General features: G+C 44.0%; 15 protein-coding genes. 9 read left to right on the top strand and 6 right to left on the bottom strand.

The window, feature by feature from the left end:
* Nucleotides 1-3: 3 nt before the first annotated feature.
* The 4 genes from NDI35_RS18350 to NDI35_RS18335 all read left to right on the top strand — a co-directional run bounded on the left by NDI35_RS18350 (nucleotide 4) and on the right by NDI35_RS18335 (nucleotide 3,541).
* A complete protein-coding gene (locus tag NDI35_RS18350; protein WP_445313996.1) occupies nucleotides 4-831 on the top strand; it encodes a M15 family metallopeptidase in 828 nt (275 codons plus the stop codon).
* Nucleotides 832-981: 150 nt separating this feature from the next.
* Nucleotides 982-1,560: a pantetheine-phosphate adenylyltransferase gene (coaD, locus tag NDI35_RS18345; protein WP_445313995.1), complete on the top strand. Its 579-nt coding sequence runs from the start codon at nucleotides 982-984 to the stop codon at nucleotides 1,558-1,560.
* Complete coding sequence (locus NDI35_RS18340; RefSeq protein WP_445313994.1) at nucleotides 1,443-2,129, top strand: DivIVA domain-containing protein; 687 nt, start codon at nucleotides 1,443-1,445, stop codon at nucleotides 2,127-2,129. The genes coaD and NDI35_RS18340 overlap by 118 nt, the downstream gene beginning before the upstream one ends.
* A 359-nt stretch (nucleotides 2,130-2,488) precedes the next feature.
* Nucleotides 2,489-3,541, top strand: a complete 1,053-nt coding sequence (locus NDI35_RS18335) for an acyltransferase (RefSeq protein WP_445313993.1) — start codon at nucleotides 2,489-2,491, stop codon at nucleotides 3,539-3,541.
* A gap of 14 nt (nucleotides 3,542-3,555) precedes the next feature.
* Here the strand turns inward: NDI35_RS18335 and NDI35_RS18330 are convergent, their stop codons facing one another.
* The gene (locus NDI35_RS18330) at nucleotides 3,556-4,287 is read right to left on the bottom strand and encodes a TIGR04283 family arsenosugar biosynthesis glycosyltransferase (RefSeq protein ID WP_445313992.1); all 732 of its coding nucleotides are present in this window, start codon (nucleotides 4,285-4,287) and stop codon (nucleotides 3,556-3,558) included.
* A 229-nt stretch (nucleotides 4,288-4,516) separates the two neighbouring features.
* Between NDI35_RS18330 and ubiG the strand changes: the two genes are divergently transcribed.
* From ubiG to NDI35_RS18310, 4 genes are all read left to right on the top strand, one after another.
* Nucleotides 4,517-5,362, top strand: coding sequence for a bifunctional 2-polyprenyl-6-hydroxyphenol methylase/3-demethylubiquinol 3-O-methyltransferase UbiG (gene ubiG, locus NDI35_RS18325; RefSeq protein ID WP_445313991.1), 846 nt, complete (start codon nucleotides 4,517-4,519; stop codon nucleotides 5,360-5,362).
* A gap of 438 nt (nucleotides 5,363-5,800) precedes the next feature.
* A complete protein-coding gene (locus NDI35_RS18320) occupies nucleotides 5,801-6,127 on the top strand; it encodes a cupin domain-containing protein (RefSeq protein ID WP_445313990.1) in 327 nt (108 codons plus the stop codon).
* Nucleotides 6,128-6,289: 162 nt separating this feature from the next.
* The gene (locus NDI35_RS18315; RefSeq protein ID WP_445313989.1) at nucleotides 6,290-6,658 is read left to right on the top strand and encodes a flavodoxin domain-containing protein; all 369 of its coding nucleotides are present in this window, start codon (nucleotides 6,290-6,292) and stop codon (nucleotides 6,656-6,658) included.
* Nucleotides 6,659-6,995: 337 nt separating this feature from the next.
* Nucleotides 6,996-7,733, top strand: coding sequence for an alpha/beta fold hydrolase (locus tag NDI35_RS18310; protein WP_445313988.1), 738 nt, complete (start codon nucleotides 6,996-6,998; stop codon nucleotides 7,731-7,733).
* Nucleotides 7,734-7,743: 10 nt separating this feature from the next.
* On the opposite strand, the gene NDI35_RS18305 is transcribed toward NDI35_RS18310, so the two are convergent.
* Nucleotides 7,744-7,914: a hypothetical protein gene (locus NDI35_RS18305; RefSeq protein WP_445313987.1), complete on the bottom strand. Its 171-nt coding sequence runs from the start codon at nucleotides 7,912-7,914 to the stop codon at nucleotides 7,744-7,746.
* Nucleotides 7,915-8,276: 362 nt separating this feature from the next.
* On the opposite strand from NDI35_RS18305, the gene NDI35_RS18300 reads away from it, so the two are divergent.
* Nucleotides 8,277-9,185: an alpha/beta fold hydrolase gene (locus NDI35_RS18300; protein WP_445313986.1), complete on the top strand. Its 909-nt coding sequence runs from the start codon at nucleotides 8,277-8,279 to the stop codon at nucleotides 9,183-9,185.
* Between the two features lie 81 nt (nucleotides 9,186-9,266).
* Here NDI35_RS18300 and NDI35_RS18295 read toward each other — a convergent pair whose 3' ends face one another.
* The 4 genes from NDI35_RS18295 to NDI35_RS18280 all read right to left on the bottom strand — a co-directional run bounded on the left by NDI35_RS18295 (nucleotide 9,267) and on the right by NDI35_RS18280 (nucleotide 13,854).
* Nucleotides 9,267-9,710 (bottom strand): DUF4079 domain-containing protein, encoded by a 444-nt coding sequence (locus NDI35_RS18295; protein WP_445313985.1) that lies wholly within the window; start codon nucleotides 9,708-9,710, stop codon nucleotides 9,267-9,269.
* 306 nt (nucleotides 9,711-10,016) lie between these two features.
* Nucleotides 10,017-10,811, bottom strand: coding sequence for a WecB/TagA/CpsF family glycosyltransferase (locus NDI35_RS18290; protein ID WP_445313984.1), 795 nt, complete (start codon nucleotides 10,809-10,811; stop codon nucleotides 10,017-10,019).
* Between the two features lie 442 nt (nucleotides 10,812-11,253).
* Nucleotides 11,254-12,624, bottom strand: coding sequence for an O-antigen ligase domain-containing protein (locus NDI35_RS18285; RefSeq protein WP_445313983.1), 1,371 nt, complete (start codon nucleotides 12,622-12,624; stop codon nucleotides 11,254-11,256).
* A gap of 105 nt (nucleotides 12,625-12,729) precedes the next feature.
* A complete protein-coding gene (locus tag NDI35_RS18280; RefSeq protein WP_445313982.1) occupies nucleotides 12,730-13,854 on the bottom strand; it encodes a glycosyltransferase family 4 protein in 1,125 nt (374 codons plus the stop codon).
* Nucleotides 13,855-14,026 lie beyond the last annotated feature (172 nt).

Genomic DNA, 14,026 nt, shown 5'->3' with positions numbered 1-14,026 from the left:
GGCTTGGATAACGCTAGTCTGTCAAGAAAACCCCCGCAAGCCTCGGAGCTTGTCGCCGACGAAATTCCAGAAGCAGTGCGAGACCACCCATACCCAGAAGCAGGGCAGAGTCAGTCTAAGAAAAAAGGGCTGATTTGGAAACTGCTAGGGTTGGCCGCACTAGCCTTTGGGGTCAGCATCTGGCTGCACCTCAACTTTAACTTGTTCCCAGCCACCAGTCAGGCCGAGCAAACTCAACAAGACTCAGCGCCGACAAGTTCCGCGTCTCCGTCTGTCCCAAGTCCAGCTACCACCCCCAAAGTCCCCGCAATCCCAGAAAACCTGCTGGGCCACTTGCCCTACCCAGAAGCACCAGCCAAAGACTTGGTAAGCGTCACCTCCGACGGTAGCGTCAAACTCCGCTCCTCAGCAGCAGCAAAATATCAGGAAATGGTCAACGCCGCCGCAGCATCAGGCATCTATTTCGCTCCCATATCCGGCTTTCGCTCCCTGCAAGACCAACAACACGTATTTTTTGACGTGAAAGCCGAACGCAGGCAAAACGCCAGCAAGCGAGCCGAAGTCAGCGCCCCTCCAGGTTACAGCGAACACCACACCGGTTACGCGATCGACATCGGCGACGGCACTGCCCCGGAACACAACCTCAGCCCCAGTTTTGAAAATACCCAAGCATTCAAGTGGCTAGAAGCCAACGCCGTCGCCTTCAGCTTTGAAATGTCATTTCCCAGAAACAATCGCCAAGGCGTCAGTTACGAGCCTTGGCACTGGCGGTTTGTGGGCGACAAGCAAAGCCTCGAAACTTTCTACAAAGCTCATTCCATGAAAAAGTAGAGGCAAGAAGGAAGAAGGAAGAAGGAAGAAGGAAGAAGGAAGATTTTCCACATCTCCGGCTTTGCCACTCTCCCACTCTCCCACTGCCCCACTCTACCCACTCTTCCACTCCTCCACTCCTCCACTCCCCCACTCCGTTGAGCCAAACTCGTGATTGCAATCTATCCAGGCAGCTTTGACCCCATTACCTTCGGTCACGCAGACATTATCGAGCGGGGATCTAAACTGTTTGACCGGGTAATTGTTACGGTAGTCAGAAACCCCAGCAAAACCCCTCTCTTCACCGTAGAGGAACGGATCGAGCAGATCCTGCGCTCTACCCAACACTTGCCAAATGTAGAAGTAGACAGTTTTGAAGGTTTGACAGTAAACTATGCTAAGATTCGACAAGCCAAAGTGCTGCTGCGGGGGCTCCGGGTATTAACAGATTTTGAAATGGAACTCCAGATGGCCCACACCAATAAAACCCTTCTGGGTGAAATTGAAACAGTTTTTTTGGCAACTTCTAACGAGTACAGCTTTTTAAGTAGTAGTGTAGTTAAAGAAATAGCCAAGTTTGGTGGCTCCGTAGATCATCTTGTTCCGAAACACGTCGCCCTAGATATTTACAAATGTTACGCCAGCAGGAACCAACTCGCATCGAACCCGACAGTACCGGCCTCGGCACTGAGAACGAACCTCCTCAGAACACAGCCGCTTTCGGAGACCCCACCCGAACCGCAGGAGTAGACATCCAGCGGGAATTGAACAGGCTTGAGGAAATTGTTCTCGACAGCCCCCGAATTCCCATGACCAGACGCACTCTGGTGGATGAAGAACAGTTGCTCGATCAGTTAGACTTGGTGAGGCTAAATTTGCCGATCGCCTTTCAGGAAGCCGAGACAATCATCCGGCACAAGGACGACTTGCTTCAAGAGGCGGAACTTTACGCTCAGGAAGTGATAGAAGCAGCAGAACAGAGAGCAGCAGAAATTTTAAACGATATGGGCCTGCTTCAGCAGGCGAAGATAGAGGCAGATCAGTTGCGGCAGCAAGTTTTGCTCGACTGCGAGGCAATTCAGCAGGCCACGCTGGCGGAAGTCGAACAAATTCGCTACCAGGCTCAAGAAGAATTGGAAGAGATGAGAGTAAGGGCGCTGGCTGAATGCGAGGAAATTCAAAACGGAGCCGATGATTATGCCGACCAAGTTCTCGATAATATCGAGCAAAAGTTGAGCGATATGCTGCGCGTGATCCGCAACGGGCGCGATCAGTTGGATAGTGTTTCTGCCTCGCACATCCATCACAACAACGGTTAGCCCACAGTGAACTCATTGCTTGAACATTTCTAAAAGTCTACCTAATTTAGGTAGATTTTTTTTCGCAATAGTCTCTATAGTCTTTATTCCTCAATCCCAGCACTCGGTGACTTATTTTTGCAGACATAAGTTTTGTGAAGATAGGAGCAAATATAACCTTTTATGCTATGGTACTCCTCATACGAAATCCGGCTTAAAGACCCCGTTGATCTCTTAGTCCCCCTGTGTTCGGACTTCCTTTGACTCTATGCAGCGGTTTCAACCGCCGAATGATAAAAGGAAAGGGGTCGCAAACCGGGATTTGGCATTCTACAAAAAATTCCTAATTGGATTCAAAGTTTTACAATCTAATTTTTACCATGCAAAAAGTTTCTAATCGGTTCGCTGAATTTGATTTGATCCGAGCTTTAGCCATCGTCAGTGTTGTGATTACTCATGCGGGGTTCTTTACATTTCGCGATCGCAGAATTTTATTTGTGGCGATCGATACATTTCAACTATTTTGCGTACCTGCATTTTTACTGTTGAGCGGTTTTTTTCTCACCAACAAACTGGAAAATCAAAATAATCCCGCACTGGTAGTCAAAAAAAGACTGTCAAAAATTCTACCGCCTTATCTGTTTTGGTCAGTAGCTGTGTACATATTAAATAATTTGGGAGAAATCAAAAAATTCGATTTACTTTCATTACTCAGAGATATCTTGACGGGTTCAGTGATGCCTCCCTATTACTTCATCGTTGTGATTATTCAATGCTACGCCTGGTGGTGGCTTCTCGTGAAATTAAGATTTTTAGAACCCACAAAAGTTTTGGCTTTGGGGTTAACAATTCAAACAATTTTTACAATCTTCTTCTACTTAACCGCTTTCCAATACATATCAATACCTCTACCTTTGATGGAGCGCTGGATTTTCAGTTGGATTTTGCCATTTTCAACTGGTCTATTTTTGGGCAGCTCGTATGACAGAATTCAACCCGTTCTCGAACGGATGAAAATGCCAATTTTAGGGGCAACTATCCTTTTTTATCTAGCTAGCATTTGGGAATTTTACCTAAAAAGTGGAGTTGATTCGGAGGCATGGTTTCTCCGATCGTTTTTTAAAATATCTGCTCAAGGATACGCAATTTTGTTCGTATTATCGATCCTCGCATTTTCTAAGAGTATCGCACTTCCCAGTAAAGTATCTGGGGTAGTCAAAATATTGGCTGCTTACTCATTCCCTATATATCTCCTGGATTCGACAGTAGTGAAATATGTGTTGTTAGTGTTTTATAAGTTTATTGACCCGGTAAATCCGCTGCTGAAGCTCGGCTTTTTAGTTACGGGGACTTTGTTAGGTTGTTGGGCAATTATTTACCTGTTGGAAAAAGTTTTGCCCAAAAATTACAGGCAGTACATTTTGGGAATTTAATCAAATTTTAGGTTTCAGCGGATGTCTTCATAAAACTGCTTGAGATACCTTGGGGAAACGCCAAAACCCCACAAAAAACCAATCGAAAGATAGATCGCAATAGCTTTAACTTCGCCCCAATACGCTACTCTACGATCGCTACTTTCCACTACCCGATTGACTAACTTAAGTCTCCCCCGTCGCACTAACTTCAAACACAAATCCGCTTCCTCCATAATTGGCAGCGCAGCATCGAAACCCTCGCATTCCCAAAAATCGGTACGGCGACAAAAAATAACTTGGTCGCCAAACAGCAGGCGCAATCCTTGGAAAAATAAATGAGGTCGAAATAACAGCGGCGCGTAATAAGTTTTCAGGTAATTGTGGAGGGAAAAACCCCATCTTGTTTGCTGCGAACCAGCCATCAGGGAGATAAACCCGCCGCCCACAATTTCGGCATCGGACAATGTTTTCTGGATGACTGCTACAATGTCATCGGGAACTAAAGTATCGGCGTGGAGAAAGCACAGAATTTCACCGGTGGCGACTTGGGAACCTAAGTTCATTTGCAGGGAACGTCCGGCTGTACTGCTAGAAATAACGCGGATGCCGGCGGAAAGTGCGATCGCCACTGTTTCGTCTTGACTGCCACCGTCTACCACCAACACTTCCCAAGCGGGAGGATTAAGAATGCTGAGTTGGCGGAGGGTGCGTTTCAGACAAGTCGCTTCGTTAAGGGCTGGGATGATAATAGAAACGCGATCCATCTTGTTGAAATTTTTGCCAGAGCTATTATAATAAACAACTGTGGCGATTCACAACTCACGAGAAAATAGAACTTAGGCGCACAGATTCAAAAACCCGGTGTCTGCCTGTGAACTCGTCACGAAACCTCCGATTTTTTACAGAAATTGGATTTTTTGGCGTCAGTCCTATAAAATCACGCAAAAGTGCAATCGCCATCTATATTTTCCACTAATCAGGACTGAGAAAATCGTGCAGAAAATAGAAGTAAAAAATGATTTAGAATTTTATGATGAAAGTGCCGATAATTGGTGGGACAAAAATGCTAAAATTTATGCCTTATACCATCTAAACAAACCGAGATTTGAGTTTTTCGACAGACACGCGACTAACTGGCAAGGGCTGAAAACCTTAGATGTCGGGTGCGGCGGCGGCTTTTCTTGCGAGTTTATGGCCGAGAGAGGGGCTATTGTTTCTGGAATAGATCGATCGGACAAATGTATTGTAGCAGCTCAAAATCACGCAGTTACCAACGGTTTTGAGATTGACTACAGGCAAGGTTTTGCCGAAAATATGCCCTACGACGACAATACCTTTGATGTTGTAATCTGCGTGGATGTTTTGGAACACGTGGCCGATTACAAAAAAGTTGTGTCTGAGGTTCACAGGATTCTCAAGCCTGGGGGACTGTTCTTTTTTGATACAATCAACCGAACTTTTTCCTCGCAAGTTGTGATGATTGGGCTGATGGAAAATATTTTGCAGGAGATTAAGCGGGGCGTTCACGATTGGGAAAAATTTATTACCCCGGAGGAACTATCTGTGGTAATGCAGGATATTGGTTTTGGCAATATTCAAATTAAAGGTTTTGATATGTTTGGCGAAATTGGCGCTATGTTAGCGGCAATGCACGGGTTTTGGGAAGATTTTACAGGCGGAAAGCAGGTGTTTCCTTCGGCGGGTATTTTCAAACAAGTATCTCAAACTCTAACATCTAATCTAGCTAACTATATGGATTACAAAAAGTCTGGGTTGTTTAAAATCAAAATTAATGAGGATCAGTCGATTATGTATGTTGGCGTTGGGGCGAAGAAGTAGTGTGTTGACTGTTGACTGTTGGCTGTTGACTGTTGGCGGTGGGCTGTTTGTTAACTGTTGACTGATGTAGAACTTACGGATAAATACTAAAGAAACCGGGTTTCTCCTCAGTGTCAAAGGCCGGGATGCAATATTTTCGTCCATCCAACCCGGTTTCTGCGTAAGTCCTATGATGACTGATGAGTGTTTTAAAATTAAATGATAATAATTAGCAAGTATTTTGGCGTGGAGCGAATCGCCAATCGCAGTTTGTTTGACCCAAATGACCGCCCTGTCTCAATTTACGGCTGCAAATGCTGCTTTTCAACCCAGATACACAGCCTGCTGCAACAAAACTTAATGTTTAACTGTTGACAATTTATCTATATTGCATGGTAGCTTATTGAATATTAATTGCAATAACTGCCGGAAGTTAACAGTACCTGGAGGTCAATCACCGTGACAGCAGCAATAGTTTCCGCGTCAGCCTCGCCAATCAGCGACGGACAACCAGCCGACAGCCAAAAACTGATGAGTTTGGGTAAAAATTCCGAAATACCTGACCTCGATAACTTTAAAGATGTAACCATCGCCGTCTTAGAAGGAGTGGGAACTCTCACGGTGTGCGATCAAAAAGTCACTTTAACACCGGGAGTATTTGTGTTTGTACCCGCCGGCATCCCGCGCAGTCTAAAAGTACAAACCACGCTGAATTTGTTACTAATTGACTGCGAACCAGACCCCGATTTGAGTGAGTCAGCTTGGTTAATGAATTTTCAACTTTAAGCAGATGAAAAAACAGTGTCCTTGCTGCCTTGACTCCCTAATTTCTCAGGTTCGCCACAACCGTGTCTACTGTTTTTGTCTGAATTGCAGGCAGGAAATGCCAAATCCTGACTCAAAAAAAACAACCCTCAAGCACTATCAAATTTCACCTTCGGAGTAACAATGTCGAAATCAATTGGTCTTTTCTACGGAACGACAACTGGGAAAACTGAGTCGGTAGCTGAAATGATTCGAGATGAATTTGGTGGCGATATCGTGACCTTGCACGATATCGGCAGCGTTGAAAATGATGATTTTGCGGAATACGAATGTCTGATTATCGCTTGTCCGACTTGGAATATCGGCGAACTGCAAAGCGACTGGGAAGGCTTTTGGCATGAACTTGATGATATTGATTTTAGTGGCAAAAAAGTAGCTTATGTGGGAACTGGCGACCAAGAAGGCTACCCGGATAATTTTATGGATGCAATGGGATTTTGGCTGAAAAGATTTCTGAACAGGGCGGTGAAACAGTTGGTTATTGGCCGATAGATGGCTATGATTTTAATGAGTCTAAAGCTGTAGTTGATGGCAAGTTTTTGGGTCTTGCTATTGATGAAGACAACCAATCCGATCTGACGGAATCGCGCATCAAATCTTGGGTATCTCAACTCAAGAAAGAATTTAGCTTGTAGACTTCACGGTAGGGCGGGTTTGGCAATTAGATGATGTGCGAAAATCAAATTACGCACTCAACCCGCCCCCAAAATCTAGCAAATACAGCGGTTCTCAAAAAAGTGAGGTATGCCCTATGCCCTATAGTACCTCATCTTTCTGAGAAAGGTTATAAATTATAATTGTGAATAACTCGATATCCAACTTAAAATAAATGAAGTTTAGTTCAAATGACGTAGTTTGGTTAAGTGTAAGCCCGAGTTTGCAATTCTTCGATCGATCGCTGCTTTCCTACTTAAATGATTCTGTACCAGTGCAGATATGGGAATACCAACAAACTCAAGACGAAGCTTGTTCTTTAGATATGGCTGTTGAACTTTTGCACGATTTTTTAACATTGCGCGATCGCCCAACTCATCTCATTGGCCACAGTACCAGCGGATTAGTTGGTTTAATGTATGCGCGCCGCTATCCTCACAAAGTACGTTCTTTGGGACTTTTATCTGTGGGTTTGCCATCTGCTATTAATTGGCAAGCACATTACTATACGTATCTTTCAGCTTTTCCCCGGAGTCGCAAACAAGTTTTGAATCAAATAGTAGGCGATATGCTGGGATGCCCCAATCAAATTATTAATCAAAAATTTATATCATATTTTGAGGATGACTTAGCCTGTTCTCCTTGTCCTCACTCCTTATTTAGGATTAGTAATTCCCTCGATGAAGGTGTAGAAGTACCTTTGTTAATATGCAGCAGCAAAACAGATTTTCTGGTATCTCCTGTTGTCATGCGTCGCTGGTCGAAATTTCTTAAAAAAGGCGATAGGCTTTGGGAATGTCAAGACGGTAAACATTTCTTTCACCACTTCTATCCAGAACAAGTGGGCGAAAAAATACTGAACTTTTGGCTATCTGTACACAGCCACCAAGCAATTTTAAATTTTAAGTTTTAGGTGAAGCTTGCTATTCGTTGTTCAATTTACCGAAACTTAATGTGGCAAATACTAGATTAATTTCCGTAATTCCTGGCAATTTTTGCATACAGGCTTCGACTTTTTTGGCGCAGGTGTCACCGTCCATGCTGCCAATTTTATTGGCTAGGATTTTGAGGTATGGAGTTTGAGTTATCCTCAATCTCTTTTTGATATTTTAGAATAATTGTAAAAAATATTTAAAATATCTTCAGATGTTTGAGTAAATGGTAGGCTAATTTTATTGGATTTGTAAATTAGTTTTTGTGAATAAACTGCAGAGACGGTCTTAACGCAGAGGAAGGTAAGGGTAGATTAAACAGGAATTATTGACAACGATTATAAAATATTTTAACATCTGGTTAACAAACTCAGCCTTAGACTGGGCTGAATGATACTGAGTATCGATCGAATTTTAATGACTCGCCCCAACTCCTTAAATAGCGATCGAGCAAGCATATATACTTAAATGTTAGGGCGGACAGAGTGGCATCGCCCCTACCGATTCACAATTTATCAAGAATTATGCCAGCAAGTTTTCTGCCAAAATCGATCGCACAACTCACAGAATCTACCTCAATTGCCTTAGCCCAAAGCATTCAACGAGAGGCAATTACTACTCCCCTATCTTCTGGACCAATTGCCACAACCTACGTACGCCAAGGCAGCGGCAACACACCAATTTTGCTAATTCACGGCTTCGACAGTTCCTTGTTTGAATTCCGCCGCCTGTTGCCGCTGCTAGCTGCCGAAAATGAAACTTGGGCGGTTGATTTGTTGGGTTTCGGGTTTACAGAAAGAGCGCCTGGTTTGGCATTCAGCGCGAGGGCAATTGAAAGTCATCTTTACTATTTTTGGAAAACGCTAATTTCGCAGCCTGTAATCTTAGTCGGTGCTTCAATGGGAGGTGCTGCAGCAATTGATTTCACTCTCAATTATCCCGAAGCTGTAAAACAATTAGTGTTAATAGATAGCGCAGGTTTTGCCATCACTTCTAATAAGGGGAAGTTTTTAATTCCTCCTTTAGGATATCTGGCAACTTCATTTTTACGCAATCCCAAAATTCGCCAGCGAATTAGCGTCAATGCTTATTTCGATAAAAATTTGGCTTCTCAAGACGCTCAAACTTGTGCTGCTTTACACTTGGAAATGCCCAACTGGAATCAAGCTTTAATTGCGTTTACCAAAAGTGGCGGTTACGGAGGTTTTGGGGAAAAATTATCGCAAATTCAGCAGCAGACGCTGATTTTGTGGGGAAAACAAGACCGGATTTTGGGGACGGCGGATGCGGAAAAGTTTGCAAAGGCGATCGCCAATTCTCAACTAATTTGGATACCCGACTGCGGGCACGTTCCCCACTTAGAAAAGCCACAGATTACCGCGCAGCATATTTTAGAATTCATTACCAAAAGCGGACTCACGCAAAAAAATTAAACCTAGGGTGCGCTGCGGCGCACCTTACATATATGTTTTCCCTGACACATTTGGTATAGTTTGAGGTCAAATAAACAGGTTTCAAACTTTCGGCAAATACTTTTGTACTATCGTCCATCCTGTGAGTAACACAGTCACAAATCCCCCAAATAAAGCCAAATTAGTGGTGATGTGGAGGGGACGCGCCCAAGGATGTTTAGGGCCAATTTGCAGCCCGCTTCCAACAGAAACTAACACCAAAGCAACAACAGCTAACCCTGCCGGTAAATGAGCCGAGTGACCCAAATTGCCGTAGTATCCCAGCGTACCGACTACACCAATTCCCAGCAGTAAAATTACCAAAGTTGCCATCCCCACACCAGTGGCTAAATGAAAGGAACGCAGCCATTTTGGGCGCGGTTGTTTGGTACTCCTAATGGCAAACATCCACGTTCCAGTAACGGCCAGCAACAGGTAAGCCAATAGGGAAACACCCATTGACCAAGCCGCTATTTTCCACAACCACAAGAAAGAAGGCAGATTCATCGGTTGCATCCCTAATTAGGATTTTCCACAAAAGGTTTCTTTCCGATTTTACCTGGACTTGAAAGCAAAAATGAATACTTTTGAGAGAAAGTGCGAGGGAGCATCTGATATTTGTAAAAACACTTCTTCTGGCTCCTTTCTTCTGCCTCCTGCCTCAAAACTTCAATTTTGGGCTTGGCTGCTTTCATTGAGATGATCCCAAGTGCGATCGGACTATCCACAGATTGGATCAGTCTTACCTTGAAGTCAAACCCACTTTCTCCGATACTCAGCTTAATTTACGCTAGAGATTTGTGGCTCACCTTTTTAGGAACCACCTTTCCATTCTAGCTGGCTGGTTTTGCTCTCCATGAAAGGCATTTTATAAAACCCTAATTTTTGTTCTAAGATTAATCGGAAAAAAGGCAGACCTTCAATCAAATATCTTTTCCACAACCTTCTTGGTTCACTTAACAGTCTGTACGCCCATTCTATGCCGACTTCGCTCATCCATTTGGGAGCTCTAGCTTTGCAACCAGCTTCAAAATCAATGGTTGCGCCTACGGCTAAGAAAATTTTGACGTGTGTTAATTTGCTCCTGTATTTAACCAGCCACTTCTCTTGCTTGGGCGCTCCCACTCCTATAGCCAGAACTGTCGCTCCTGATTTATTAATCGCGTCAATTATTGTTTCACATTCTTCCTCATTTTTTTCAAAGCCAAAAGAAGGAGAAAGTGCTTCAACCACTATTTCTCTACCAATTTTTTGGTTAATTTTTTCCTGGGCTTTCTTAGCAATACCTTCAGCAGCTCCTAGCAAAAATATTTTAATCTTCTCGTTATCTTTGTGATACATATAAAATGCAGGGAACAAATCAGAACCAGAAATTTTTTCTTTGAGAGGAGTACCCAAAAACTTAGAGGCATACATCAATATTTGACTGTCGCAGACTCTATAAGTAGATGTATTGTAAGCTTCATAGAAGTCGCGGTCATACTGCAACTTAATCAAGTGGTCTACATTGGGTGTAAATACGACACCACCTTCGCCGTCGAGTTTTTCAAACAACTCTGTGATTGACAAGTTATCTATCGAGACATTCAATAAATTAACTGTTTCCATTTATGATGCCCTTCCCGCTTTATATTCAACTACAACTCAAACTATTATAACCCACAATACAGTTTCGTGTTTTCACTACCTGGGTGCTTCAGTGAACATACTTTTCTCAGTATATCCTCCTACACCCTGCCTGTCTAGTGAGGATTTTTAAAGATTATGTAAAGAATCAGCTCGTTTTAGAAAAAGTGTATAAAGCCCCTTTTTAAGTTTATAACTCGCAACACAGTTTCAAGAAAAAAGCCATCCCGTGCTCATACTTGTTGAAGCATTGCAAATGAATGTAAAAAAGAGTTTATGAGATTAAAATTTTAACCTAGTGAGAAATATCTCGCAACTTCCGAACGGGATTTCATCCAAAAGTGGTAGATTTTTTAGTTTTTGTCTCCAGGGAAGGCAAGATAGTTTCAATCTTGAAGTGAAGCAGCGATCGCATTCCTGAAAATCATCCTGATTTTTGGTGAACCAGCGACTGTCTTCTTGGTGGCGAACTGGTTTTCTTGGCCTTAAGACTTTCTGGAGCTTTTAAGACCAGACCTGATATTCCTCCAGCAATCAGCGCAAAAATCGGGTTAGTCATAGCATTCAAAACACAGTCAAACACGTACATAGTTAAGGCTACTCCCAGGGTGGCAGCAGGTGCTACTTTGGGATTAGACCAGGTTCGGGCGGGATACTTGAACACGCAAAAGACGATAACAGGAAGTAACAAGGAAGAAAATAAACTAACTAAACCGACTGCACCGTGGAAGCCAAATGCAATAATCCATAAGCTGTCGGTGATCGAGATATCTTGGCCGTATTCGTTATACACGCGGTTTCCGCCCGAATCTCCCCAGCCAAACATAAATCTTTGCCGCGCCTTTTCCCCCAATATCTCTTCATTGTCAAATCTAAACTTCAAAGAGCCGGCTCGTTCTTCGCCAAATACTTGAGTGATGAAGTCAATCACCTCTTTGCTCGAAAATTGACCCGATGCAGCTAGGTACAGATAAAACACTATATATCCAATTATCAAGAGCAAGGGCAAAGAGGTGCGAAACAACTTGGCACAGAATAATACGAGCAACGCCATTCCAAATAAACTGTAGGCGCCAGTAGAACGGCACAGGAAAAAAGCGATAGTTAATATAATTGCTAAAGTCTTGATGTTACGGCCCATAAACTTTTTAAGCGTCCCAGTTTGCCACAGCCAAACGGCAATTAAGGCGGCTGTCATCATCCACAGGCCCACCATCAAACCGTGCTGCATAAACACTACTGGTCTCCACCCCCCCAAACGCCTTGCTTGACCCCAGTCCTCAAAGGCATTGACGCCGTAAATCATTTGGTGCAGAATTGGACCCCTAACCCCTTCAACTAAAGTAAAAGGAATGTAGGCTAACCCACCTGCAAAAATCCCGATCGCCAATTGTCGCAGCCCCTCTAAGCTTCCCACATACAAGCGTCCTAAAAAATAAGGCAGACCCCAAGTAACGATTTGGTTCACAGTCGGAGAAATCGGGCTGCCGCCATTACTAACTTGTGAAATAATTGGACACAAACAGTAAATTACCATTGGCACGTCCAGCCAACCGGGCTTAAAAGAGGTGAGGCGCGCAGTATCGTAGATCAGAGTCCCCAGTAAAATGCCGTAGCAAGCGGCGGAGATTTTGGTATACGGTGGCAATGAGGGGATGGGATAAGAAGCTTGCGGCAAAAACAGCCACGCTGCAACAAAACTTATAATTACCGCCCGTAGAGGCGGAAACCTCACAAACAGGTAACAAACGACTGGAATAAAGCCGAACATAGCAAGTGGGATTAATGCAACCATAGGTCTTTTTTGGCAGTAAAATTGTAGAAAGACAGCTCAAATGGCCCGATAAAAATTCTCGCTTAAACGATCGCCCAACCCCAATCTTTTAAATCAACCTCAATTTTACGTCTGGTTCGTTAATTGTGCCTGACGTTCCAAAGCAGTGTACAAGGCAGCCTCGAAGAGATTAGTTGCATCCTCCCAAGTATAATTTATCACCGTCTGCAAAGCAGTCTCGGACATGGCGCGCCATTCGGCATCAGACAACTGACAAATCTGTTCGATCGCTTTTGCCATATCCTCTGGGTCTTCTGGCTTGACAAGTATGCCACCCCCGCCAGCAAGTAGTTCCGGAGCCGCACCAGCAGGAGTGCCGATGACCGGAGTGCCACAAGCCATAGCTTCTAAAATTGGCAAGCCGAAGCCTTCGGATCTGCTGGAAAACAGCCAAGCATCGCATTTGCTGTAAAATTCTTTTAATTGGTCTTGAGTAGGTTCCTTATTATACTCAGTACCATCAGGCAGCAAATGGGGAAGAGGACTATCGTGGCCGGCACTAAATGCAACTAAACGAAGGTTAGGAATTTTTTTAGCAGCTATAGAGAAAGCTTTCAGGGCAATATCGCAGCCTTTCCAAGGAGTTGTAGTATAATACATCCCGACTGTAGGAACTAATTGCTTGCCTCGCGGCTGCTTCGAGCGCGACTGAGGGTCGTAAAACTGTTTGGTGTCCACCGTAGGAGGGACGAGAGATACAGACAAATCCCCGTATTCATTCCGAGCTATGTCTGCCAGCCACTGGGCCACAGCGATTTTGTGCATCGGCAGCCGCCAAGTTGCCTCTACTCGACCTTTTGGTACGTAGTCAAAAGCCTCGTAGTGTTGGAGAAAATATACTTTCGTTCCTTTACTGGGAGAGAGTTTTGCCACCCACTCGGCAGTTTCCCACCAAGTAGCCATGATAATATCGGCATCAGGTACGTCAAGGTCGGTAATTGGACGGTTGGTTTCGATAACTCGACTTTCGACATCCACCTTGTCAAAGTGAGACTTTTGTGTCTTGGGAGCGGGCTGCCAACCCCTACCCCTCAGCAGCGATCGCAATTGTTGGATTAAAGTCGGTTGCGGCAGGGGCATAGAGACAATAAATATTTTGTGTCCTCTCTTTTGCAGCAGTTCTGTGTAGATAGATAAAACCCTCATGCCACCTGTAAGACTAAGGGTAGGCAGGACAAAAGTAATTTTCATGAATAAATGCTGAAGATTGATACTGGTTAAAACTCCTCCTTAAAGCAAGTTGGCACTTACCAGCCTCTGTTTGGCTTTTCTGCGGGGTGCGGATCTGTGCTGGAGGCGATCGTAACTCGATAGTCGAGCCGATCTTACTTTGTCGTCAGGGAGTTTTCCCAATTACAAATCG

Origin of the sequence: Microcoleus vaginatus FACHB-2002 (genome assembly GCF_040004035.1) — a bacterium.
GTDB lineage: Bacteria > Cyanobacteriota > Cyanobacteriia > Cyanobacteriales > Microcoleaceae > Microcoleus > Microcoleus vaginatus_C.
Note: the sequence above shows the minus strand (reverse complement) of the source record. Positions and strands in the feature narration are given on the sequence as shown.

Excerpts from the sequence above, each read along its gene's own strand:
- NDI35_RS18340 (WP_445313994.1), top strand. The coding sequence starts at position 1,443 with ATGTTACGCCAGCAGGAACCAACTCGCATCGAACCCGACAGTACCGGC.
- NDI35_RS18335 (WP_445313993.1), top strand. The coding sequence starts at position 2,489 with ATGCAAAAAGTTTCTAATCGGTTCGCTGAATTTGATTTGATCCGAGCT.
- NDI35_RS18330 (WP_445313992.1), bottom strand. The coding sequence starts at position 4,287 with ATGGATCGCGTTTCTATTATCATCCCAGCCCTTAACGAAGCGACTTGT.
- NDI35_RS18315 (WP_445313989.1), top strand. The coding sequence starts at position 6,290 with ATGTCGAAATCAATTGGTCTTTTCTACGGAACGACAACTGGGAAAACT.
- NDI35_RS18310 (WP_445313988.1), top strand. The coding sequence starts at position 6,996 with ATGAAGTTTAGTTCAAATGACGTAGTTTGGTTAAGTGTAAGCCCGAGT.
- NDI35_RS18300 (WP_445313986.1), top strand. The coding sequence starts at position 8,277 with ATGCCAGCAAGTTTTCTGCCAAAATCGATCGCACAACTCACAGAATCT.
- NDI35_RS18295 (WP_445313985.1), bottom strand. The coding sequence starts at position 9,710 with ATGAATCTGCCTTCTTTCTTGTGGTTGTGGAAAATAGCGGCTTGGTCA.
- NDI35_RS18290 (WP_445313984.1), bottom strand. The coding sequence starts at position 10,811 with ATGGAAACAGTTAATTTATTGAATGTCTCGATAGATAACTTGTCAATC.
- NDI35_RS18285 (WP_445313983.1), bottom strand. The coding sequence starts at position 12,624 with ATGGTTGCATTAATCCCACTTGCTATGTTCGGCTTTATTCCAGTCGTT.
- NDI35_RS18280 (WP_445313982.1), bottom strand. The coding sequence starts at position 13,854 with ATGAAAATTACTTTTGTCCTGCCTACCCTTAGTCTTACAGGTGGCATG.